The 22,358-nt window shown below is 61.3% G+C and carries 17 protein-coding genes; 7 read left to right on the top strand and 10 right to left on the bottom strand.

The window, feature by feature from the left end:
* Window positions 1–201: 201 nt before the first annotated feature.
* Entirely contained in the window at window positions 202–1,410 is a 1,209-nt protein-coding gene (gene uxuA, locus LC531_RS11535; RefSeq protein ID WP_223650443.1) for a mannonate dehydratase, read from the bottom strand.
* Window positions 1,411–1,651: 241 nt separating this feature from the next.
* On the opposite strand from uxuA, the gene LC531_RS11530 reads away from it, so the two are divergent.
* Both LC531_RS11530 and LC531_RS11525 read left to right on the top strand, forming a co-directional pair.
* Window positions 1,652–2,017 carry a hypothetical protein gene (locus tag LC531_RS11530; protein WP_223650442.1) on the top strand — a complete coding sequence of 122 codons (366 nt, stop codon included), beginning with the start codon at window positions 1,652–1,654 and terminating at the stop codon, window positions 2,015–2,017.
* A gap of 184 nt (window positions 2,018–2,201) precedes the next feature.
* Complete coding sequence (locus LC531_RS11525) at window positions 2,202–2,624, top strand: GreA/GreB family elongation factor (RefSeq protein WP_223650441.1); 423 nt, start codon at window positions 2,202–2,204, stop codon at window positions 2,622–2,624.
* 8 nt (window positions 2,625–2,632) lie between these two features.
* Here the strand turns inward: LC531_RS11525 and LC531_RS11520 are convergent, their stop codons facing one another.
* The 5 genes from LC531_RS11520 to LC531_RS11500 all read right to left on the bottom strand — a co-directional run bounded on the left by LC531_RS11520 (window position 2,633) and on the right by LC531_RS11500 (window position 7,537).
* Window positions 2,633–2,896 (bottom strand): hypothetical protein, encoded by a 264-nt coding sequence (locus tag LC531_RS11520; protein ID WP_223650440.1) that lies wholly within the window; start codon window positions 2,894–2,896, stop codon window positions 2,633–2,635.
* 134 nt (window positions 2,897–3,030) lie between these two features.
* Entirely contained in the window at window positions 3,031–3,423 is a 393-nt protein-coding gene (locus LC531_RS11515) for a T9SS type A sorting domain-containing protein (RefSeq protein WP_223650439.1), read from the bottom strand.
* A 78-nt stretch (window positions 3,424–3,501) separates the two neighbouring features.
* Entirely contained in the window at window positions 3,502–5,004 is a 1,503-nt protein-coding gene (locus LC531_RS11510) for a hypothetical protein (RefSeq protein WP_223650438.1), read from the bottom strand.
* Window positions 5,005–5,173: 169 nt separating this feature from the next.
* Window positions 5,174–5,782, bottom strand: coding sequence for a hypothetical protein (locus LC531_RS11505; protein ID WP_223650437.1), 609 nt, complete (start codon window positions 5,780–5,782; stop codon window positions 5,174–5,176).
* 390 nt (window positions 5,783–6,172) lie between these two features.
* Window positions 6,173–7,537 carry a UDP-N-acetylmuramate--L-alanine ligase gene (locus tag LC531_RS11500; RefSeq protein WP_223650436.1) on the bottom strand — a complete coding sequence of 455 codons (1,365 nt, stop codon included), beginning with the start codon at window positions 7,535–7,537 and terminating at the stop codon, window positions 6,173–6,175.
* A gap of 284 nt (window positions 7,538–7,821) precedes the next feature.
* On the opposite strand from LC531_RS11500, the gene dnaB reads away from it, so the two are divergent.
* From dnaB to LC531_RS11485, 3 genes are all read left to right on the top strand, one after another.
* A complete protein-coding gene (gene dnaB, locus LC531_RS11495) occupies window positions 7,822–10,479 on the top strand; it encodes a replicative DNA helicase (protein ID WP_416138833.1) in 2,658 nt (885 codons plus the stop codon).
* A gap of 107 nt (window positions 10,480–10,586) precedes the next feature.
* Complete coding sequence (locus LC531_RS11490; RefSeq protein ID WP_223650435.1) at window positions 10,587–10,994, top strand: hypothetical protein; 408 nt, start codon at window positions 10,587–10,589, stop codon at window positions 10,992–10,994.
* Window positions 10,987–11,763, top strand: coding sequence for a sulfite exporter TauE/SafE family protein (locus tag LC531_RS11485; protein ID WP_223650434.1), 777 nt, complete (start codon window positions 10,987–10,989; stop codon window positions 11,761–11,763). Before LC531_RS11490 ends, LC531_RS11485 begins: the two co-directional genes overlap by 8 nt.
* A gap of 13 nt (window positions 11,764–11,776) precedes the next feature.
* On the opposite strand, the gene LC531_RS11480 is transcribed toward LC531_RS11485, so the two are convergent.
* Together LC531_RS11480 and LC531_RS11475 are read right to left on the bottom strand one after the other, a co-directional pair.
* Window positions 11,777–14,251 (bottom strand): TonB-dependent receptor, encoded by a 2,475-nt coding sequence (locus LC531_RS11480; RefSeq protein ID WP_223650433.1) that lies wholly within the window; start codon window positions 14,249–14,251, stop codon window positions 11,777–11,779.
* A gap of 208 nt (window positions 14,252–14,459) precedes the next feature.
* The gene (locus tag LC531_RS11475) at window positions 14,460–15,509 is read right to left on the bottom strand and encodes an LLM class flavin-dependent oxidoreductase (protein ID WP_223650432.1); all 1,050 of its coding nucleotides are present in this window, start codon (window positions 15,507–15,509) and stop codon (window positions 14,460–14,462) included.
* Window positions 15,510–15,665: 156 nt separating this feature from the next.
* Here LC531_RS11475 and LC531_RS11470 point away from each other — a divergent pair, with 156 nt between their 5' ends.
* Together LC531_RS11470 and LC531_RS11465 are read left to right on the top strand one after the other, a co-directional pair.
* Entirely contained in the window at window positions 15,666–16,373 is a 708-nt protein-coding gene (locus tag LC531_RS11470; protein ID WP_223650431.1) for a dienelactone hydrolase family protein, read from the top strand.
* 137 nt (window positions 16,374–16,510) lie between these two features.
* Window positions 16,511–17,548, top strand: coding sequence for an SDR family NAD(P)-dependent oxidoreductase (locus LC531_RS11465; protein ID WP_223650430.1), 1,038 nt, complete (start codon window positions 16,511–16,513; stop codon window positions 17,546–17,548).
* 80 nt (window positions 17,549–17,628) lie between these two features.
* Here the strand turns inward: LC531_RS11465 and LC531_RS11460 are convergent, their stop codons facing one another.
* A complete protein-coding gene (locus LC531_RS11460; RefSeq protein ID WP_223650429.1) occupies window positions 17,629–21,300 on the bottom strand; it encodes an ABC transporter permease/M1 family aminopeptidase in 3,672 nt (1,223 codons plus the stop codon).
* A gap of 92 nt (window positions 21,301–21,392) precedes the next feature.
* Window positions 21,393–22,280 (bottom strand): ABC transporter ATP-binding protein, encoded by an 888-nt coding sequence (locus LC531_RS11455; protein WP_223650428.1) that lies wholly within the window; start codon window positions 22,278–22,280, stop codon window positions 21,393–21,395.
* Between the last annotated feature and the right edge of the window lie 78 nt (window positions 22,281–22,358).

Here is a 22,358-nt window from a genome sequence, read left to right as displayed (position 1 = left end):
CCTCGTGGCCCTGGCCGTGCTGCTGGCCAACGACAGCGGCCGCCCTACCCCCCGCCCCAAGCCCAAGCCGGAGTAGCTTTGAAATCAGTGCTGGGAAGGAGTTGGCAATTAGTATTATCAGACGTAAAAAAGAGCCAGCGGACAGCTGGCTCTTTTTTTACAGGATAGAACTCATGCAAGTCTTGGAAAAAAGTAAATCACCTAACCGGCTGCCAGGCTCCGCCGGATGCCCAGCTCCAGGCCGCGCAGCTCGGCCAGGCCGCGCAGGCGGCCGATGGCCGAGTAGCCGGGGTAAGTTATTTGATTGGTATTCAGGTCGCTGAGTAGTTGGTGGCCGTGGTCGGGGCGTAGGGGTAGGGTGGTTACTTCTTCGCCGGCGGCTTCGCGGCGCAGCTCTTCTTCGACCAGGGCGCGCACCACGGCATACATGTCCACGTCGCCGGCCAGGTGGTCGGCCTCGTAGAAGTTGCGTGGGTTGGCCTCGCGCCGGGTCGAGCGCAGGTGTGCGAAGTGGATGCGCGGCCCGAAGCGCCGCACCATGCCGGCCAGGTCGTTGTCGGGGCGCACGCCCAGCGAGCCGGTGCAGAAGGTGAGGCCGTTGGCGGGGTGGTCGTAGGCGGCCAGCAGGTCGGCCAGGTCGGCCTCGGTGCTCACCACGCGCGGTAGGCCCAGCAGTGGGAAGGGCGGGTCGTCGGGGTGAATGCAGAGGCGCACACCCACCTCGGCCGCCACCGGCCCTACCGCCCGCAAAAAGTAGTGTAAGTGCTCGCGCAGGGTCGCCGCGTCTACTTCTTTATACTCGTCCAGCATGGCCTGAAAACCCGCCAGCTGGAAGCTTTCTTCCGCGCCTGGCAGGCCCAGCAGAATGGTATCGGTGAGGCCCCGCGCCTCGGCGGGCGTGAGGCGGGCAAACTGCGCGCGGGCGGCCGCGGCCACCGCCGGCTCGTAGTCGGCCGCCGCCCCTGGGCGCTGCAAAATGCAGAGGTCGAAGAGTGCGAAATCCTGCCACACGAAGCGTAGCGCCCGCGAGCCGTCGGGCAGCTCGTAGCGCAGGTCGGTGCGCGACCAGTCGAGTACGGGCATAAAATTGTAGCACACCGTGTGCACGCCGCAGGCCGCCAAGTGGCGCAAAGACTGCTGGTAGTTGGCAATTAGCTCGTCGCGGGTAGGCTTGCCTTTTTTGATATCCTCGTGCACGGGCAGGCTCTCGACTACCGCCCAGTACAGGGGCGAATGGGTGGCGTTATCGGCCTCAATGAGCTGCTGGTGAGCCTGGATTTCGGCCACCGGCCACACCGCGCCCACCGGCAAATGGTGTAAGGCCGTGACCACGCCCACGCAGCCGGCCTGGCGTAAATCAGCTAGGGAAGTAGGGTCGGTCGGGCCGAACCAGCGCATCGTAGGCAGCATAGGGTAAGCTGATATTTTGAAAAGAAATGCCTGGAGCGGAAAGTAACTCAAAAGTGACGGGCGACAGACAATTAGAAACAGGTCTATCAAGTTTTTTTGTTGACGAAATTGGCCAACTGCCGGTAGCGCGAAGCAAAGGTGCGCATCTTCCTGCGGCTCGTCTTCGCTTGGCAAGCCTAAGCAAGATAGTAGGGCTGCCCGTTTTCCGTGCCTTATATTTCATCAAAATTTCATTTTAACTATGAAAAAATTCACTCTTTTACTAGCCCTTGCCCTCACGGCCTTAGGCGCGTGGGCCATCTATCCCGGCGCGGCTGCCTCCCAGGGCTACCTGATGGTGATTGGCAGCGGGCGGCAAAACGCCGCTACTGGGGCACCGGAGCTAACGACCGTGTGGCCCGACGGCCGCAAGGAAGCGCAGCCGCTATCCGCCATCAAAACGGGCACCGACCGCTACAGCACCACGGCCGCCGTGGAGCTGCATCAGGCTGAGCTACTGAAAATCAATCACCTGTACGCGCAGCAGTGGCGCGTGGTAAGCGTGGCCCAAAGCACGGTAGGCGTGGGGGCCACCACCGAAACGATATATCTGTTGGAAAAACGCTAGGCCCACGCTGAGGACTACGCACCCGCCCCGGCGAGCATCGCGCACGGCTCCTACCCCGGCCGGTAGCGGCCAGTCTGGCCCAAATCGGGCGGGGTAGGGGCCACCGGAATAGCTAATTTGGCAAAAGGCCGGGGGCCGGGCGCTAACGCTGGCCTGTGCCGCTAACTTTTTAATTATTAAAGCCATGAACATTCAGCATTCACCCCACGATATTTACGTAACCAGGCTCGACTACGAGCGGCTGACTAGCCTGGTGCAGCAGGAGTACCCGGCAAATGCCACCCAGCTGGTGATGGCCCTGGAGCAGGAGTTAACGCGCGCGTGCCTGGTCGAGTCCTACGATATTCTGCCGCACGTCGTCACCATGAATTCTCGTCTCAAGCTGCGCGAGATGAAGGGCGTGGAGGAGTTGCATTTCACCCTAGTGTATCCGCCCGAGGCCGATGAGGCCCGGGAGCGGCTCTCCGTGCTGAGCCCGATTGGCATCGCGGTGCTGGGCTGCCGCCTGGGCGACCAGTTTCAGCTGGTCTACCCCGAGGGCGTGGCCCGCTACTGGGTCGATGCCATCTTGCACCAGCCCGAGGCCGCCGGCGACTGGGTAAGCTAGCGGCCGGCCTACCCCCTGATACGGAGCCGGGCAGCTGGGCGATAATGTTGCGCACACGTCCCAACCATCTGCCCGCGCTGGCTCATTAGAATGCTGGTATTCTGAATGGTAACCCGCAAGCCCAATTTATTACAGCATCGCATCAGACAAGCGTGCACGGATGCATTGGCAGCGGCCGGCACCGGGCACTGCGGCCGCATCAGGTAGCCGACCAGCCCGGCGAAAAGCAGCAGCCCCAGCAGCGGCAGCCAGTGACGAATAGAAGTGCTCATGTAGCCAGCGGTTTTGTGGTAAGTAGCTGTAAGACCTCCACAAAAGACGTAACCTGAACGGCATTTCTCTAAAGCCGCCAAAAAAAGAGCCTGCGCGAGGCGGGCTCTTTTCAGACGAAAGCGGGGGGTAGGGCTCAGTGCGTGACGCGAATCTGCTGGCGCACGGGCTGGCTGGCCGCGTCGCGCGTTTCCAGGAAGTAGAGGCCGGCCGGCAGCTGGTGCGTGTCGAGGAGCACGCGGCCGGGCTCGGCCGTTTGACTACGCACGGGCCGGCCCTGCGCGTCGGTGAGGGTCACTGGCCCGCCGCCCTGCTCCAGGGTCAGCTCTTGGTCGGCGGGGTTGGGATAGGCCGCAGTCTGGCTGGCAACCCGGTTGGTACCCACGCGGAAGGGGTCAACGCCGCCGCTGCAGTCGATAACTTCGAGCGGGTGGGGGACAATAGGTCCCCAGCCGCACGAGTTGCGCTCCTGAAGGTCGATGCGGTAGCGGTTGCCCACCACGGAGCCACTGAAGAGGTAGTTGGCCATGCTGCTGCCCAGCGTTGAGCCCGAAAAGTCTTGGGTAGCCAGCAGCTGGGCCGGGGATACGTCCGTGCGATATATCTTCTAGGTGGCTTGCAGTACCGTGGTGTGCGGGGCATTACGCACCTGCATGATAACCCGGCTGCCGGGGCAAATGCCCGCGCAGCCGTAGGGGCAGTTTTTTTCGTAATCGAACGAGGCGGCGTGCATCACCACGGAGCCGTCCTGGTAGGCCCCGCCATAAGCGATGCCGTAGTCCGCTGAGGCTGGCGAAGCGCAGTTAGCGCAGTTAGCGATGTTAGCCGATACCGTTACCACGCCCTCCCCGCCGGCGTCGCTGCCCGGAAAGATGGTCACGCTGCTGCTGCTGGTGGTAAGTGTGGCCACGCCGGGGCCGTTGAGGCCCAGCCCGCCGGTGGCTTTCCAGGTGTAGCTGGTGGCCCCGGCCACGTTAGTTGACAGCGTAACCCTGGCCGACGGCCCGCACAGCAGCGGATAAAGCCCAGGGCCGGGACTGGCAACCGAGCTGGTAATGACGGGCTGGGGCGGTGCTACTACCTGAACGGTTATGCCGGGTGCACTCACCGTCGTGCTCGCCCCGTTGCGGCTGTAGCTCGCCCGCAGCCCAACAAGCGCCGTGCCCGTGGCTCCGGTAAAGTTGGTGGCCGGCGTCGGCCCGGCTACGCTACCCATCGGCGTAATAACCCCGTTGCTTTGGAAACTGAAAGCGTAGTTGCTAAAGCTGCCGCCCGCCGGCAACGGGTCCGAGGTGCTGCGAAAGTGATAGTCGCTCTGGTCGCCGCAAATCAGCGTGAAGTTGCCACCAGTAGGGCTTTTATCGCTGATAATAGTGAGCTGGGGGGTCGTGCGAACAATGTTGGCGTAGAGGAATTGACTAACTGAATTGACCGGACCCGCCGAAGCCCCTACGCAGTTATTATTAATTGCCTGTACCCTAATGGTGCCGCCAGTGCCGGCAGCGGACGTAACGGAAATCTGGTTCCCTGCTTTCCCGGAATTGGAGCTGTAGCCTACCCGGTGGGCCGTAGAACCGTCCGAAACTGCGTTGGTACCATCGTTGTATTTCCACCCGTTTGGAATAACCCAATCGTAGGTTAAGGCAGAAAATTGATTGTTGGTAGTGTTTGGTACTGCTACCAGCGGGACGCTTAGCGCAAGGGTAGTAACATCGCCGAAGGGCAAGGGATAACCAGAATTAACCTGCGTGCCGTTGATGGTCAGCGGACCGGGCGTAACGTTGCTGATGGAGCTGACGAAAACGGAGAGTGCCGGTGGCCCGCCTGTGTTGCAGCTCAGCCCGACGGAGGTAGGGTTATTAGTGGCATCGGTTGGCACATCCTTCCAGTTGACGGTGATGGAGGTACTATTCGCCTGCCCACCTGAGACAAGCGTATAGGCTCCTTTTACCACCCAACTGCACCCCAGCGCCGAGCCGGTATAAGTATACGTGTAGTTGTTGTTGGGGCACGCATCGCCGGTGGGCGAAACCTGAATATTTTGTGCCTGCACCAAGTATGGTAGTAAGGCGCAGGCAAGCAGCAGAAGACGGAGAAAAGTGTTTTTCATGGGGGAAAGTGGAAAAGGTGAAAAATTAAAAATTGATGGCTAGCCCCAGTACCTGCACCGGGAAATAAGTCAGGTGCCAAGTAGTAATGATTCGGTCGGGGTACACCCCACCTTTTGTTGTACCATAGTTGGAGTTATCAATACTGGACGTATAGCTGCCCCAGCTTTTTTAGTGCCAGCAACTTACCCCGATAGCCGTTTCCGTAAATAGATGTATTCGCGAATTTAGGGCGTAGCTCAGGCCAACGAAGCCCCGACCCTGCACCTGCCAGCGGGCTAGGTCGCGCGAGCCAATATCAGTAGTAGCATAAGGGCCACCCCCATTAAAGCCAAGCGGGTTGTAGTAATTATTGGTATAATTCCGATGTTCATCGTGGTATCCACCGCCTACCTCCAACCCGTAATACCATTGCCAGCGGCGGCCTAGATGATACCGCCATTCATAGCCCACGAACACGTTGACTTCCCAGACGCGAGCATCCGGCCCTCTCTCCTGTATGTAAAACGCCCCAGCGGCGGTAGCCGTATCGTGCCGTGAATAGTAGCCGGTCAGCCGCACCCGCCAAGCGCGGCCCGGCCGCACTTGGCGCTTGTAAACCAGTCCCAAGGGTAGCACCCGGTTGGTCGTGAAAAGATTATCAAATTGCGGGCTGGCCGTCAGGCCCAGCTGGTGGCGGTAGGCGCGGGCGGAGTCAGCCGGGGCGGTTTGGGCCAGGGCGGGGCCGGCCAGGGTGGCGGCCAGTAGAGCGGTAGAGAAAAGACGCTGAACAGGGTACATGAGCAATGAAAAAAGGGTGAGCGGCGAAGCTACGCCCCGGCAGAAATAGGTAGACAAAAATGCGCGCCGGCGCGGTTAGTAAAAAGGACAAAAGAAGTATTTTTGTGACAAGTATTTAATCTATAAAAAATATGATTTTTTTTTGGCTAAAAAACCTAACTCTGCGTTCACGATTTGCGGGGGCGGCTAATTCGTCTTGAAAGATTGCAAAAACGCGCCGGATTGTGGCATCGCAACGTTGAAGAAATAAGGGAGTAGCAACCTCAAGAACTAAGGCCCTGCCATAAAGCAGCCGCGCCGGCCGGCCGGGCCGCCCCATGAGGGGCAACCCAGCCAGCCGGCGCGGAAAACTAAACCCCGGCGGCCCCACCGGGCCACCATTACTAAACCCTACCCCACTACTTCCGCCGCGAGCGCCTCCAAGTCCAGCCCGTCGAACGTGCCGCTCGTCATTAGCAGCAGATTGGTATTATCCCAGGCTTGCGCGTGCAGAAAGGCGGCCAGCTCGGCGCTGTCGGTAAACACGCGCAAATCGGGCCGGGCGAAGGCGGCCGCCACGGCCGCGGGCGCGAGGGGGGGTAGGCGCTTGTGCGCCAGCACATGGGGGTTGAAATAGGCCACCGCCACGTCGGGCGCGTCGAAGCAGTGCGCGTACTGCGGCAGGAAATCCGGGTTGAGCGAGCTGAACGTGTGCAGCTCCAGGCAGGCCACCAGCCGCCGCTGCGGGAATTGCTTTTTGAGGGCCGCCGCCGTGGCGCGCAGCTTGCTGGGCGCGTGGGCAAAGTCCTTGTACACCACCGACGTAGCGCCTTCGCGCACCAGCTCCAGCCGCCGCGCCGCGCCCTTAAACGTAGCCACGGCTTTGTAAAAGTCCTTACCCTTGATGCTCAGCTGCTTGCACGCCTCCTTGGCCGCCGAGATGTTGCGCAGGTTGTGCTCGCCAAATACCTGGATGGGCACTTCCTCGTCCTTCTTGGTCAGCAAATACGTGCGGCCGTCGCGAATAACGTGCTCGTGCGGGCCGTAGCCCACGTAGCTCACGTCGGGGCTGGTGGGCACGGCCACGAGCTGGGTTTGCTCGTCGTCGCGGTCGTAGATGAGCACGCCGGCCTTAGGCGTTTGGCGGGCAAAAATCTCGAACTGCTCGCGGTAGATTTCCTCGGTCGGAAACACGTTGATGTGGTCCCAGCTGATGCCCGAAATCACGCCAATGTGGTGCTGGTAGAGGTGAAACTTGGGCCGCCTATCCACCGGCGACGATAAATATTCATCGCCCTCAATGATGATAACTGGCGCATCGTCCGTCAAGTGCACCATCAAGTCGAAGCCAGCCAGTTGCGCGCCCACCGCGTAGTCAAACTGCCGCCCATGAAACCGCAGCACGTGCAGAATGAGCGCCGTGATACTCGTTTTGCCATGCGAGCCGCCAATGACCACGCGTTGCTTATCCTTGCTGGCCTCGTAGATGTATTCGGGAAAGGAGTAGATTTTGAGGCCCAGCTCTTGGGCGCGGGCCAGCTCGGGGTTGTCGGGGCGGGCGTGCATGCCCACAATCACGGCCGTAAGGTCGGGCGTCACGCGGGCCGCGTCCCAGCCTTCGGCAGGGGGTAGGAGGCCGGCGGCGGCCAGCCGCGCGCGGGCCGGCTCAAAAATCTCGTCGTCCGAGCCCGTCACGCGCGCGCCGCGCCGGGCCAGGGCCAGCGCCAGGTTGTGCATAATGCTGCCGCCCACGGCAATTAAATGAATTTTTTCCAAGTCCTTGATTTTAAGTTTCTTGTTCCTGATTCCTGGTGGCTGATTTAAAACCGGGCGCGGGGTAGGAGGCCAGGCAAGGCGCTGGCAACCGGCCAGTTGCGGGGGGCGAAAGTACGGCCGGCCGGCCAGTCAGGCCGGCAAATACCCGCGTGGTAAAAGCCGAAAGCCAGCTTTTATTTCGAGCACTTTCGGGTTAGCTTTGTTGGTTACGGCCCGCCTGGTCCTGAGTTCGGCGGCCACGCTGTTGCTTCCTATTCCCGCTCTCCTCCCGCCCCCCAGCTACTATGAACGACCGCATGGACGACCGCCTCAAGCAATCCGCGGCCCGCGCCGCCGCCGCCTTCCAGGGCGGCCGCGGTCAGCGGCCGCCCGTGCCGATGTCGCCCACCGGCAAGCTGCCGCCCCAGCGCCTCGAAATGGAAGCTGCCGTGCTCGGTGCCCTCATGCTGGAAAAGGACGCCCTCACGACGGTAGTCGATATTCTGAAAGCGCACAGCTTTTACAAAGACGGTCACCAGCGCATCTATAAGGCCATCAGTAACTTATTTGATAAGTCGGAGCCCATCGACCAGCTTACCGTGGTGCAGGAGCTGCGCGAGATGGGCGAGCTGGAAGCCGCTGGGGGGGTAGGCTACGTGGCCGGCCTCACGATGCACATTAACTCGGCGGCCAACATTGAGGCCCACGCCCGCGTGATTCTGGAAGCGGCCATTAAGCGCGAATTAATTCGCACTGCCACCGACATTCTGCGCGACGCTTACGAGGAAACCACCGACGTGTTTGAGCTGCTCGACGCCACGGAGAAGAACATCTTCCAGGTGTCGGAGGACAACATGCGCAAGGGCGTCGATTCGATGCAGGATTTGATGGTGAAGGCCATCAAGGAGCTCGAAGAAAAAAAGCACCAGAAGGACGGCCTCACCGGCGTGCCCACCGGCTTCTCGGCGCTGGATAGGGTAACGAGCGGCTGGCAACCCTCTGATTTGGTGATTATTGCGGCTCGCCCTGGCATGGGCAAATGCCTGGCGCTGGGCACCAAAGTAGTGATGTTCGACGGTACGCTGCGCAACGTCGAAGACGTGCGCCAGGGCGACCTGCTGATGGGCGACGACTCGATGCCGCGCCGGGTGCTAAGCCTGGCCCGCGGCCGCGAAAACATGTACTGGGTGCGCCAAAACAAAGGTGACGACTACCGCGTGAACGAGAGCCACATTCTCTCGCTCAAGCGCAGCCGCAACGAAGGCCCGCACCGTCACGGCGACGTGCTCAACATCGAAGTGCGCGACTGGCTGACCAAAGGCCCCAAGTTCCAGTCGAACTACAAAGGCTACAAAGTGGCCGTGGAGTTTGCCGAAAAGGCCGTGCCACTCGACCCGTATTTCCTGGGCGTGTGGCTCGGCGATGGTACCAGCGCCAACTGCCGCAGCACGGGCCAGGACACGGAAATCATTGACTATCTGCACGAATACGCCAGCGAGCTGGGCATGCAGGTGAGCACCGGCATCGTGGCCGACCGCTGCAACAGCTACGGCATCACGCGCGGCCGGCAGGGGGGTAGCCTCGCCGAATACTCGGTGCAGGACGAGCTGCGCCAGCTGGGCGTGTTGGGAAATAAACACATTCCGCAGCAGTATTTGGTCAACTCGACTGAGTACCGCCTGCGCCTGCTAGCCGGCCTCATCGACTCCGATGGCCACCTCGACCCGGTGAGCAATGGCTACGAGATTACCCAGAAAAACAGGGAGTTAGCCCACCAGATTAAGTTCTTGTGCAACTCGCTGGGCTTCCGCACCTCGTTGACTAAGAAGCAAGCCGTTATCAGCAAAATCGGCTACGAAAGTGAAGTGTATCGCGTGCGGATTTACGGTGATATTAATCGGGTTCCGGTGCGCGTTGGGCGTAAAAAAGCCAATCCGTGGGCATCGGCCGTGGACTGGCGCATGACCGGAATTTCGGTGGAGTTTGACCAGGAAGACGACTACTACGGCTTTGAGATTGATGGTAACCACCTCTTTTTGCTGGCCGACTGCACCGTGACGCACAACACGGCGTTTGTGGTGTCGGCTATGCGCAACGCAGCGGTCGATTTTAAGAAGGCGGTTGCCATTTTCTCGCTCGAAATGTCGTCGCTTCAGCTCGTCAATCGTCTGATTTCGGCGGAGGCGGAGCTGGATTCGGAAAAAATCAAGAAGGGCAACCTGGCCGACTACGAGTGGGCGCAGCTCAACCACAAGATTTCGGCGCTGTCGTCGGCCCCGATTTTTATTGATGATACGCCCGCGCTCAGTATTCGGGAGCTGCGGGCCAAGTGCCGCCGCCTCAAGTCGCAGCACGATATCCAGCTCATTATCATCGACTACTTGCAGCTGATGAGCGGCGGCGAGGCCGGCCGGCCGGGTGGCAACCGCGAGCAGGAAATTGCCAGTATCTCGCGGGCGCTCAAGGGCATTGCGAAGGAACTGAACATCCCGGTAATTGCGCTCTCGCAGCTCTCGCGCTCGGTCGAAACGCGCGGCGGCGACAAAAAGCCCCAGCTCAGCGACCTGCGCGAATCGGGCTCTATCGAGCAGGACGCCGACATGGTTATTTTTCTGTATCGGCCTGAGTACTATAAAATTACGGAAGATGAGATGGGCAACCCGACCCAGGGCATGGGCGAGGTCATTATTGCCAAGCACCGCAACGGCTCGCTCGAAACGGTGCAGCTCAAGTTCATTGGCCGCTTCACCAAGTTTGCCGACCTCGACGGATTTGATGGGGGTAGCGACGCGGGCGGCTTCGGCGGCTACGCGCCCAGCGCCCTACCCCCCAGCAGCTTCGATGCCGAAGCCGGCGGCGGGGCCGCGCCCAACACCATCCGCCTGGGCTCGCGCATGAACGACGCGCCCGCGCCGGTGCCCTTCCCCAAAGGCAATAGCTTTGGCGAGGACCCGCCGTTTTAGGGAGCATCTTGCCCGGAGCTGTTCAGCGCCAGAAAGAAAAAGGAAGTCGTCGCTACTCCTAAGCCATTCGGGTGAGTAGTTTCGCGCTTTCCCTTTCTCAGGCAACGATGGAGCCAGCCTATACCCCCGACCAAGCAAAGCCCGCTATTTACTCGCCGCGTGTGGTGCGGGGGTTTTCCGCCCTTTTTAGTGGCCTGGCCGGCGGTATTCTGGCTTTTCACTCGCTACGAGATGCCGGGCCGCCCGCCGCCGCCCGGCAGGCATTGTGGGCTAGTATTGGCTACACGGCCTTGTCGGTACTGCTGCTAAACCTGATTCCGGTAAAAACCGGGGGATTATCTATCGGTCTGGGTTTGGCCTGGGGCTACGTGCTCGACAGCTATTATTTCAAAAAATACCTGCCTGACGAAGCCAGCTTTCCGCGCAAAAGCTGGGTGAAACCCCTGCTTATCTGTTTGCTAATAAGCGCTTTCTTTGTCTGGGCCTTGCTAAGGCAGGGTGGCGTAGGTGAGTAGCTCTTTCACCCTACCCCTCCTTTGCCTGGCCTCGTTGCTGGCCGGCTTTATTGATGGCATGGTGGGCGGTGGCGGCCTCATTCAGCTGCCGGCGCTGCTGCTGTTGCTACCCCAGGTGCCGGTGCCGACGGTGCTGGGTACCGGCAAAGTAGCCAGCCTGGCGGGCACCTCGGCCTCAGCCTACCGCTACCTGCAAGGGCTGACGGGCGTATTCATCAATTGGCGCACGGTGGCGGTGGCGGCGGTGGTGGCGGGCTGCTTCGCGCTGCTGGGCGCGCGGGCCGTGAGCGGGCTCAACAAAGAGCTGGCGAAGCCGCTGGTGCTGGCGCTACTGGTGCTGATGGCCGCTTATACCTTCTGGCGCAAGGACTTTGGCAGCCTGCACGCGCCGCGCCTGCAAGGGAGCCGCGAGCTGTGGATGGGGGTAGGGCTGGGGGCGGCCATCGGGTTTTACGACGGTTTTTTTGGGCCGGGCACGGGCAGCCTGCTGCTGTTTGCGTTTGTGGGGCTGTTTGGCTACGACTTTCTGGCGGCCTCGGCTTCGGCCAAGGTGGTCAATATTGCCACCAACATTACCGGGCTGGCCTACTTCATTTCCACGGGGCAGGTGCTGTACTACTACGCCCTGCCGATGGCCGCCTGCAACGTGCTGGGCTCCACGCTGGGGGCGCGGCTGGCGCTGAGCCGGGGCACGGGCTTCGTGCGGGTGCTGTTTTTGGGGGTAGTGAGCGCGTTTATTCTCAAGCTGGGCTGGGAGCTATATAAGTAGGATGCGGGGCTTGCTAAAACCGATACCCAACCGTAGTTAGAAACTGGCGCGGCGGAATAGGGTTGATGCTGTACCGGTCGTGCACCAGATAATTCAGCGTGTTCGTACTATTAGACACCTTGGCCAGGATGGAGAAGCGCTGGTACGTGTAGCCCGCCGACAGGTCCACGGTGGTGAAGCCGCTGAGGGTGATGAGGCGGTTGAAGACCGGCGTCTGGCCCACCATGTTGTTGTTGCCGCCCAGGCGCTGGCCAGTGTAGAAGGCCGATGCACCCATCTTGAGGCCGCGCAGGCCGGGCCGGTCGAAGGTGTAGAAAATGGAGGCGTTGGCGGTATGGGCGGGGTTGTTGGTCAGGCGCTCACCGTTGATGGGGCTGCCCGTGGTGGTGCCCGCGTTGGTGTAGCGCATGAAATTGTAGGCGTAGCCCACGTTGAAGTAGAAGTTCGTCGAGAAGCTGCCGCTGATGTCCACGTCGGCCCCGTCGCTGGTAGTTTCGCCGGTCAGCTCCTTCAGGTTGGTGTTGCCGTTGGGCTTGCCGTATTGGTCGAGGGGCGCAATCTGAGCAAAGTTGTTGTTGCGGTAGCGGTACACGCTCAGGTTGGCAAACAGGCGGCTGCCAAACAGCTCGCTTTTCGCGCCAGCCTCGTACTGGTCCACCAGCGAGGGCGATAGGTTCTGGAGGTAAATGTCGGTGCCCGTGTTGATAGTGAAGTTGTTGGCGTAGCTGGCGTAGAGCGACAGCAGGGGTAGGGGCTGGTAAATCAGCGCCGCCTTGGGTGAGAAGGCTTTGTCAACCTTGCTGGCCGTGGGGCCGCCGCGCTGGCGCTGCTTGTCGAGGTTGGAGATGCTGGTTTGCTCCGTGTTCTGATACGACCAGCGCACGCCGGCCAGCACCTTAAACTTGGGCGAGAGCGCAATCAAATCCTGCACGTAGGCCCCATAGCGGTACGAGGGCGAGGTAGTGCGGGCCGTGTCGATAATGCTGGGCACGTCGGTGCGCTCCACGTACTTCGAGCGGTCAATGATATTGATAACGTCGTAGGCCGGGCCAATCTTACCGCTGGCATCCTGGTACTTAAACGTGGTGCTGGTAGTGCGGATACGCAGCGCATCGCCGCCCACCAGCAGCTGGTGGCTCAGAAAGCCCGTGTCGAACTTGCCGTTCAGATTCAGCTGGCCATTGTAGTCGCGCTCGCCGGTGTTGGCGGCGCTCAGCGTGCGGGTGTAGTCGCCGTTGGGGGCGATGGCGTTGTTGGGCACCGCCGCGCCAAAGCCGTGCACGCGGGTATCCTGCACGCCGCCGATGGCGCTCAACCGCCACTGGTCCGAAAAGCGGTGGTTGAGCACCGCCGAGCCGCTGGCCTGGTCGGTCACGTTGTAGGCCCAATTCATATTGATAAAGCGCGAACGCGGCGTGCCATCTGGTAGCTGCGCATCGGTATTCTGGTTGATGATGCCTACCCCCGCGTCGGGCGTGATGTCGGAGCGCAGGTAGTCGCCCTGCACCAGCAGGTCGGTTTTTTCGCCAAACTTGTAGAGCAGCGAAGGGTTCACATACAGGCGCTTCGAGGTCACCACGTCGCGGTAGCTCTTGGCGTTCTCGTAAGTGCCCACCACCCGGAAAGCCAGGTTTTTGGTGAGCGGGCCGTACACGTCCACTATGGGCTTATAAAAGCCGTAGCTACCGGCGCGCATCTCCACCGAGCCGCCCCAGTTATAGCGCGGCTTCTTGGTTACCAGGTTGATAATCAAGCCGCCCGATACATTGCCGTAGAGCAGCGCCGCCGCGCCCTTCAGCACCTCCACCGACTCCAGGGTGCTGGCATCGGGAAAGCCCTGGGTATTGGAAAGCAGCCCGTTTTTGAAGATGCTACCCCCCCCGCCGCCGATGCCGATGCTGTAGCCCCGCGCCGAAAACGTTTCGGCCACGCCGCCGCGCTGTTGCGTCAGCGACACGCCGCTCACGTTGCGCAGCGCGTCGCCGAGGCGGTTTAGCTGCTGGTCGGCAATCACGGTGCTCGTCACCACGCCCACGCTCTGGGGCTGGTCGAGGGGCGCAATGTCGGCCTTGCTGGCCGTGGCCAGGCGGTTGATAGTGGTGGTGCCCGTCACGATTACCTCGCTCAGGTCGGCGGCGCTCTCGCTCAGGGTAAAATCGGCCCTGGTCGTCTGGCCGGCGGCTACCGTCACAGTCTGGCGTTGCGGCTGCAAGCCCACGTAGGACACTTGCAGCTCGTGCGTGCCCGGCTCCACGCCCGCGATGGTAAAAGAGCCGTCTTCGGCCGTATTGGCCCCTTTGCCGAGCGTCGGAATACCCACGCTCACGAACGCCGCCGGCTGCCCGTCGCTGGTGCGAATAACGCCCCGAATTTTCCCTGTGCGCTGGTTCGCCTGATTATTAGCAGCCAGGATAGGCAGCTCCTGCGCCTGGCCAAGTGCGGGCAGGACCACGCTGGCCAGCAGCAGAAAAGTAGAAAGTCGGAGCATTGTCTTATTTAGAATTGTTCAACATAGCGCAAAGGTCACGCTAGTGTTAGATGAATTCCAAATAAATTATGAATTTCAGGTGTGATTTAAAAACACATTTTATCCTCTGTTATTCAGTAAGTATTTAAGTGTGAGAAGGATAAAAATAAAAGAAGGCTTCATCTGAAACCTCCTTTTATTTAGAATCATACCAGATAGCACCCGCCAGCTAATCCATCTCCACCATCTCGGCCACTACTTGGGCGGTAGGTGCGAGGTTAAAGGATTCGGCTAGCAGCTCATACGAGCGCAGACGGTCGGCAAAATCGGCGGTGATGCTGGTCAGGATAAGCTCGTCTACTTCGTAGGCGGCGGCCAGCGCGGTGAGCTGCTGGTGCACTTGCGCGGGCGTGCCGCTCACCACGCGGCCCTGGTGGTGGCGCAGGCGCGCCAGCTCCTCAGGGGCAAACTGGTAGGCCATTGCCTCGGCGGCGGTGGGGTAGGGGCCGCGCACCCCCTGCTCGAAGCGCAGGAGCTGGATTTGCATGGCCTTGGCCAGGGCGTTGGCCTTTTCCTCGGTATCGGCGCAGAGCACGAACAGCGCCACGCTGGCGGTGGGCACCGCCAGCTCGGGCGAGGGCCGGAACTGCTGGCGGTACTGGCGCACGGCCGCCGGCCCGCCGTTGGGGTTGATAAACTGCGCAAACGTGAAGCCCATGCCCAGCCGCGCCGCGAAGTGCCCGCTCTGCCCGCTGCTGCTAAGCAGCCACAGCTCGGGCTGCGTATCAATCTGCGGAATGGCCTGCACGCGCTCGTGAATGGTTTCGGGCGTGCGGTCGTCGCGCAGATACGCCTGCAAGTCAATCAATTGCTCGATAAAATCTTCTTCCTTAAACTGGTTGCTGGGGTTGAGGGCATAGGCCGTGAGGCGGTCGGCCCCCGGCGCGCGGCCAATGCCCAGGTCGATGCGGCCGGGGTGCAGCGCCTCCAGCATCTTGAAGTTTTCGGCCACCTTCAGGGCCGAGTAGTGGGGTAGCATCACGCCGCCCGAGCCCAGCCGGATGTGCTGCGTGTGCGCGCCCAGATGGGCCAGCAGCACCTCGGGCGTGGGGCCGGCCAGGGTGGTCGTGTTGTGGTGCTCGCTCACCCAGAAGCGGGTGTAGCCGAGGCGGTCGGCAAGCTGGGCCAGCTCGGTGGTTTCGAGCAAAGCCTGGCGGGCGGTGGCACCGGGCCGCACCGGCGACTGGTCGAGCACGCTCAGGCGCAGGGAGGTTTTCATAAGCTTTTGATTTTCTGAAGGAAGGCCAGTTGTCATTGCGCGCAATACAGGCTTATCGGGACAGCCGGTTTTCGCAATGCCCAAAAAGCTAAAACATCGGCTTCCGCCGCCTTGTTTCCGGCCGTGGGCTTCTTTTCCCTACCCCCCTCTCTTTTTATGAGTACTCCTAATTTGCTGGTTCTAAACGTAGCCGACGGCACCCAGGCGCACGCCTACGTGGCCCAGCCCCAAAACCAGGCGGCCGCGCCCGGCATTATCCTCTTTCAGGAAGCCTTTGGCGTGAACCAGCACATCCGCGACGTGGCCGACCGCCTGGCCGCCGCCGGCTACGTGGTGGTGGCCCCCGAGTTGTTTCACCGCACCGCTGAGCCGGGCGCGGAGTTCGCATATGACAATTTCCCCAGCGTGATGCCGCACTACTCGGCCGTGACCCTGGAAACCATGACCCAGGATGCGCAGGCCGCCTACGACTGGCTACAAAGCCAGCCGAACGTGCAAAAGGATAAAATCGGCACTATTGGCTTTTGCCTGGGCGGGCAGGTGGCTTTCGTGGCCAATGCCAAGCTGCCGGTACAAGCCGGCGTGTCGTACTACGGCGGCGGCCTGCACACCCGCACCGACCTGGCGCCGGCTCTGCACGGGCCGCACCTTTTCTATTGGGGCGGGCTCGATGAGCACATCTCAAAGGACGACGTGAAGACGATAATCGATGCGGTGGATGCCACCGGCAAACCCTACGTCAGCACCGTTATTTCCTACGCCGACCACGGCTTCAACTGCGACGCCCGCCCGAGCTATAACAAGGATGCCGCCGCCGAAGCCTGGGCCATGACGCTGGCTTTCTTCAAAGAAAAGCTGGGGTAGGGAACGTAGAGACGCGACCCTTCGCGTTTCTCGTCGCTAGAACAATCGTTCGCGCGACGAGAGACGCAAAGGGTCGCATCTCTCGTAAATACAGGCCTAAACGCAACCTTTCGGCTCCCAAACGCATACAGAGGAGCATGAAAACTTCCCACCGTTCTTCTTCCTGGCTTTGGGCCGCCAGCTTTGGCGTAGCCGCCCTGGCCACCACCATTTGGCGCAATCGCCGGGGCTCGTATGAGCTGGCGGGGCGCACCGTGCTTATTACCGGCGGCTCGCGTGGGTTGGGCCTCGTACTGGCCCGCGCCGCCATGCGCGAAGGAGCCCGCGTCGCCATTTGCGCCCGCGATGAGCGCGAATTGGCCCGCGCCCGCCAAGACCTGCTAAACTACGGCGGCCCCGAAGCCAGCGTGCTCGCCCTGGCCCGCGACCTCACCAACGCCGCCGAGGTGCGCAGCATGGTGACCGAAGTCGAGAGTCGTCTGGGTAGCATCGACGTGCTGGTGAACAACGCAGGTATCATCATCGGCGGGCCGCTCGAAAACCTGGACGACCGCGACTTCGTGGACGCGATGGATACGCACTTCTGGGCCCCGTTTCACGCCATGCAGGCCGTGCTGCCGGGTATGCGGCAGCGCGGCGAAGGGCGCATTATTAATATCTCCTCGCTGGGTGGTAAGGTGGCCATTCCGCACCTGGCGGCGTACAGCGCCAGTAAGTTTGCCCTCACTGGCCTCTCCGAAGGCTTCCGGGCTGAGCTGAGCCAGTTCGGGATTTACGTCACCACCGTATGCCCCGGCCTGTTGCGCACCGGCAGCGTCGGCCACGTAGATGTGAAGGGCCAGCACGAGAAAGAATACGCCTGGTTCAGCATCGCCGACGCGCTGCCGGGCTTCACGATGAGCGCCGAGCAGGCCGCTCGCCGCATCTGGAACGCCTGCCGCCGCGGCGATGGCGAGCTGATTCTGTCCTTGCCCGCCAAGCTGCTGGCCGGTTTCCACGGCTTGATGCCCGGCATCACCACCGATGCCCTGGCCTGGGTCAACCGCGCCCTACCCGCCACCGGCGAAGGCGCTGCCGCCGACGAGCGCCGCCAGGGCTACGCGAGCGAAACGCCGATTACGCAGTCTTTTTTGACGAAGCTGAACCGGGAAGAAGCGGCACGGAATAACGAGTAAGGTGCGGGGCTTGCTCCCGCCCGGCGTTGAACGGAACAGGCGTAAATCGTTTAACGCCGGGCGGGGGCAAGCCCCGCACTCTACCGCACTGCTAGCGCCGGAGCGGCACCGGCCGTCACGGCCTTCACATTGTCTTGATAATGACGGTCAATGAGCTTATGATAAGGGTCAACGCCGGCTTTGGCGGGCTTTTCAGCTACCACAAAGTTGAGTACGGTGACGGGCTGAGTCAGCTTCACTTTCTGGAAAAATAGCGGCCTACCGCTGGCGTCGTAGTCCTCCGTTTTGGCTACCTGGTCGGGGCCGAAGATGCCGACGTCCACGTAGTCGCGCAGGGGTAGGGGCGTTTCGTTGCCGAGGCTGTCGGCGCGGGTTTTGGCGGCGCGAATGGTCAGGCGCACGTCGTATTTGCCATCGGAGCGCTTGGTGTACGTAGCCTCATCAAGCTGATTTTCAAAGAGCGTGATGGTCTCGAACATATCGTGCAGCAGGTACTGCATCGAGTCGGGCGTAGCCTTTCGGAGGTAAGTCATAAACTCGGCCGTGTTGGTATAAGGCCGGGTCTGGTAGCGGGTTTTAGCCAGAAACGCCTTAATGGCCCCGTTCAGCTTTTCCTCCCCGATGTAGTCCTGCAAGGCATAAAAGACCATGCCGCCCTTGAAATAATGGATGTAGGGCTGGTTTTCGACCAGCATCAGCGGTAGCTCCTTTTTGCGCTCGTCGCGGCGGCCCCGCAGGTAGCGTTCCAGCTCGGCGCGCATGGTTTTCTGCATTTGCGGGGCGGTGAATTCGTGCTGGCAGACCATCAGGGCCGAGTATTCGGCCAACGACTCGCTCAGCATGGACGAGCCCTGCACCTGGCCGCCCACCACCTGGTGGCCCCACCACTGGTGGCCCAGCTCGTGGTTAGTGATAAAGAATACGTTATCGGGCCGGCTGGCCTTCCGCAAATCCGTGATGAAGCCCGCGCCCTCCGAAGTCGGAATGGTGTTGGGGAAGCTCTGGGCGAAGTTCTTGTAGCGCGGAAACTCCTGGATGCGGACCTGCCGGTACTGGTAAGGGCCGAACTCCCGCGTGTAATACGTCAGGCCCTTTTTGAGGGCGTCGGCCATGCGCGGCACGTTGTAGGCGTGGGCGGGATGGTAGTAAATTTCGATGGCCACTTTCTGGCCGGTGGCGGGGTCCTGCCACTGGTCGCGCCGCACGGCGTAGCGGGCGCTCTGGATGGAGTAGAAGTTGAGCATCGGCGCATCCATGCGGTAGTGGAAGTAGCGCCGGCCGTTCGCTACCCACTCTTTTTGCAGGTAGCCGGGCACGATGGCCGTCTGGTCGGGGTCGGTGCTCACCGTGGCCTCGAAGCGGGCGTAATCGGCATCGTTGGTGAAGCCGCAGGTCATGAGCCCGCGCGGGTCGTTGAGGCGGGGCACGCGCTCCTTGGGCTTGAGCTGGTTGCGCTGGCGCACGTCGTCTTCTTCCAGTTCGCCATCGGGCTGGTAGCCGATGCGGATGCCGGTGCCGTCCAGGAAGGTGCCGTTGGCGGTGAGCCGGTCCTCGGGCGAGATGGTGGCCCAGCTGAACACTCCCTGGTCCTGGGGCCGCGAGCTGAAGCCGCGCGCCGCGTAGCTGACCCGCACGGCCAGGGGTAGGGAATCGCCGGGGGCCAGGGGCCGGGCCAGGCGGTAGAGGCGCACGCCGGCCACCGGGTCGTCGAGCAGCACCGTGGCCGGGCGGCCCGGCGTGAGGGTCGTTTGCACCGCCCGGCTCGGGTTGTAGTTCACGAAAAGCGTGTCGAGCGGCCGGCTTTCCTTGTTGAGCAGCATCAGCGCGGCCTGCATCTGGTAGTGGCGCGGGCTGGCGGTGGGGAAAATATTCATGGCCAGCTTGGTGGCGATAATCTTGGGTTGGGCCAAGTATTCGTAGCGCTTGTACTGGCGCTCGGCGCGGGCCGCGCGGGCCTCCAGGCCCTTCGGCGCGAAGTACTCGTTCAGCACGTTCGTATTATAATACACGTAGCCGCCCACCAGCACGGCCGCCAGCGCCGCGCCGCCCAGCGCCAGCCGCGCCCCGAGCCCGAAGCGCTGCCCGAACAAGCGCCCGCGCTGGTGCAGGCTGGTTTCGGCCCCGCGCACCCACAGCAGGTTGGTGAGCACGGCCAGCAGCAGCGCGCCAGCCATATAGTACAAATTAAGCCAGAAGAGCGGGGCCACGAAATGCCCGTAGCCGTTCATGTCGGAATAGGTGTAAGGAACGGTGCCGTCGTACTTCAGCAGCACATGATGCACGCCCAACGCGTCGGGCGCGATGTACACTACCACGTAGAAAAGTATCATTACCGTGTAGCCCACGTACTTGTTGTTAACAATGGTTTGCACGGCCATCGTAAGGGCGCACAACTGCACAATGTTGAGCAGTTGCAGCAGGAAATCCTTGCCGTAAAGCCCTAATTCTAAATGATGGTAGCCCCGGAAAAGCTGGATGCCCAGCCCTACCCCCACCAGCGCCGCGTAGAGCACCACCTGCGTGCCGATGAGCGCCAGCAGCTTGCTCACGAAGGGCACCCAGTTGGGCAGGGGTAGGGCGTCAAAAACCTGTTGCAGCTTGGTTTCACGCTCGCGCCATACCAGCTCGCCCGAGTATACGGTGATGATAATCAGCACGAACAGCCCGAAGCCGTTATTGACCAGGCTCAGCACCTCGTAGGTCACGGGCAGCTGCACCCGCTCGCCGGTGTAGCGGAAGTAGGCCGAAAACAGCACGTTTACGACCCCAAAAAAGACCAACGCCATAAAGGGCTTGGCCCGCACCACGTTCAGAAACTGCACCCGCGCCAGCTGCCCCAGCTGCCACAGCGCCGTGCCCGGCCCAAACACCACCGGCGAGCGCCGGATGCCTACCCCCGCCAGCGCCAGCGGGGCCGCCTCGGGCGCGGCCGCCCTACCCCGGCTTCGCGGTGCAGCCATGCGAAAAGTAGCGAAGCTCAGCGCCAGCAGCGCCAGCCCGACCCCCACCCACAGCAGACGGTTTTCGAGCATCGCGCCGCTGCCGAAGGGTAGGAGCTTGGTATTGCGCTCGGCAATGGACCAGTACTTGGTCACCACCGTGCGCGTATCGAGCCCAAACGGGTCGAGCAACGCCGCCAGGCGCTCGTTACTGAGGTTGGTGGTGACAACCAACGAAATCTGGTAGAGCAAAAACAGCACGATGCCGCCCAGGTACACCACCAGCGACGAGCGCGTGAGCGCATAGGCCGCGAAAAACACGCAGCCCGCGAAAAAGGCATTCACGAAGGCCCCGCCCAGCAGCGGCCCCAGGTAGGCATCGAGTCGAAACGGCCCGTACTTGGCCGGGTTCAGCCAGGGCATCACCGAACCGGCCATCGCGCCCAACGACATGCCGCTCATAATGAACCAGATAATCAAGAGCGAAGCCAGAAACCGCCCACCCAGATACGCCGACTTGCGCAGCGGCGTAGTGTAGAGCAAACCCGTAATCCCTTCTTTATCATCGCGATAAATGGGCGTGCCCATGATGGCCGCCGTGATGAATAAGGCCAGAAACGAGCCGCCCAGGTGGAAATTAGCCAGCGTATCGGGGGCATTTTTGAACACCTTGCCCCCGGTGCTGGGCCCAAAAAACGTTTCCTCGACGGCCAGAAACAGGAAGCCAATCAGGAAGAGAATACCAAAGTAGATATACGTGCTCGGCTGCCGCAACCGGTAGCGCAGCTCGAAGGTGAAGACATTGCGAAACATGGCGGAAGGGAATTAAAAATTATGAATTAAAAATTTACCGGGTGTCGCGCTGTCCCGGTGGAGATTGGCCGAGCACAATCCCTTTTTAATTTTTAATTCGTAATTTTTAATTCCCTTCTGGCCAAGCGGTGGAAATACACGTCCTCCAAAGTGGCCTCGGTGGGCTGAAACTGGCCGTTGATGGGCGCGTCGCTGAACACGCGCACGACCGGCTGGCCGGCTACAAGCTTCGAGGAAATTACCTCGTATTCGCTTTTGAGCTGCGCCAGGGCAGCTTTTTCGGTTTTGGTGCGGTACACTTTGCCGCGTAATTCGCCGATGACGTCGGCGGGCTGGCCGGTAGCTACTACTTCGCCGCCCGCGATGATGGCCATGTTGGAGCACAGCTCGGTCACGTCTTCCACGATGTGCGTGCTCAGGATGACGACCACGTTTTCGCCGATTTCGCTCAGCAAATCCAGAAAGCGGTTGCGCTCGGTGGGGTCGAGGCCGGCGGTGGGCTCATCCACGATGATGAGCTGCGGCGCGCCCAGCAGCGCCACCGCAATGCCAAAGCGCTGGCGCATGCCGCCCGAGTAGCCGCCCAGGTTTTTCTTGCGGGCCGCCCACAGGTTAGTTTGGTGCAGCAGCGCGTCCACGGCCAGCTTGCGCTCGTGCCCATCGCGGATGCCCTTGAGCGCGGCAAAATGGTCGAGCAGCACCTCGGCCGAAATGCTGGGGTAGAGCCCGAATTCCTGCGGCAAATAGCCCAGCACCCGGCGCACGGCGTCCTTCTCGGTCAGCACATTGATATCGCCCAGTGTGATGCTGCCCGCATCGGGCTCTTGCAGCGTGGCAATGGTGCGCATGAGGCTGCTTTTGCCCGCGCCATTGGGCCCCAGCAGGCCAAACATGCCGTTCGGGATGGTCAGACTCACGTCGTGCAGGGCGCGCACGCCGTTGGCGTAAGTCTTGGAGAGGTTGCGGATAACAAGTTTCATAGCATCAGGGGGTTAGAGTGAGCCCCAAATGTAAGCGCCTGATTGCTATGGTGGTTAGCTAAGTTGATTTTTGGTTTA

It is taken from the genome of Hymenobacter psoromatis, assembly GCF_020012125.1.
GTDB classification, from domain to species: domain Bacteria; phylum Bacteroidota; class Bacteroidia; order Cytophagales; family Hymenobacteraceae; genus Hymenobacter; species Hymenobacter psoromatis.
Note: the sequence above shows the minus strand (reverse complement) of the source record. Positions and strands in the feature narration are given on the sequence as shown.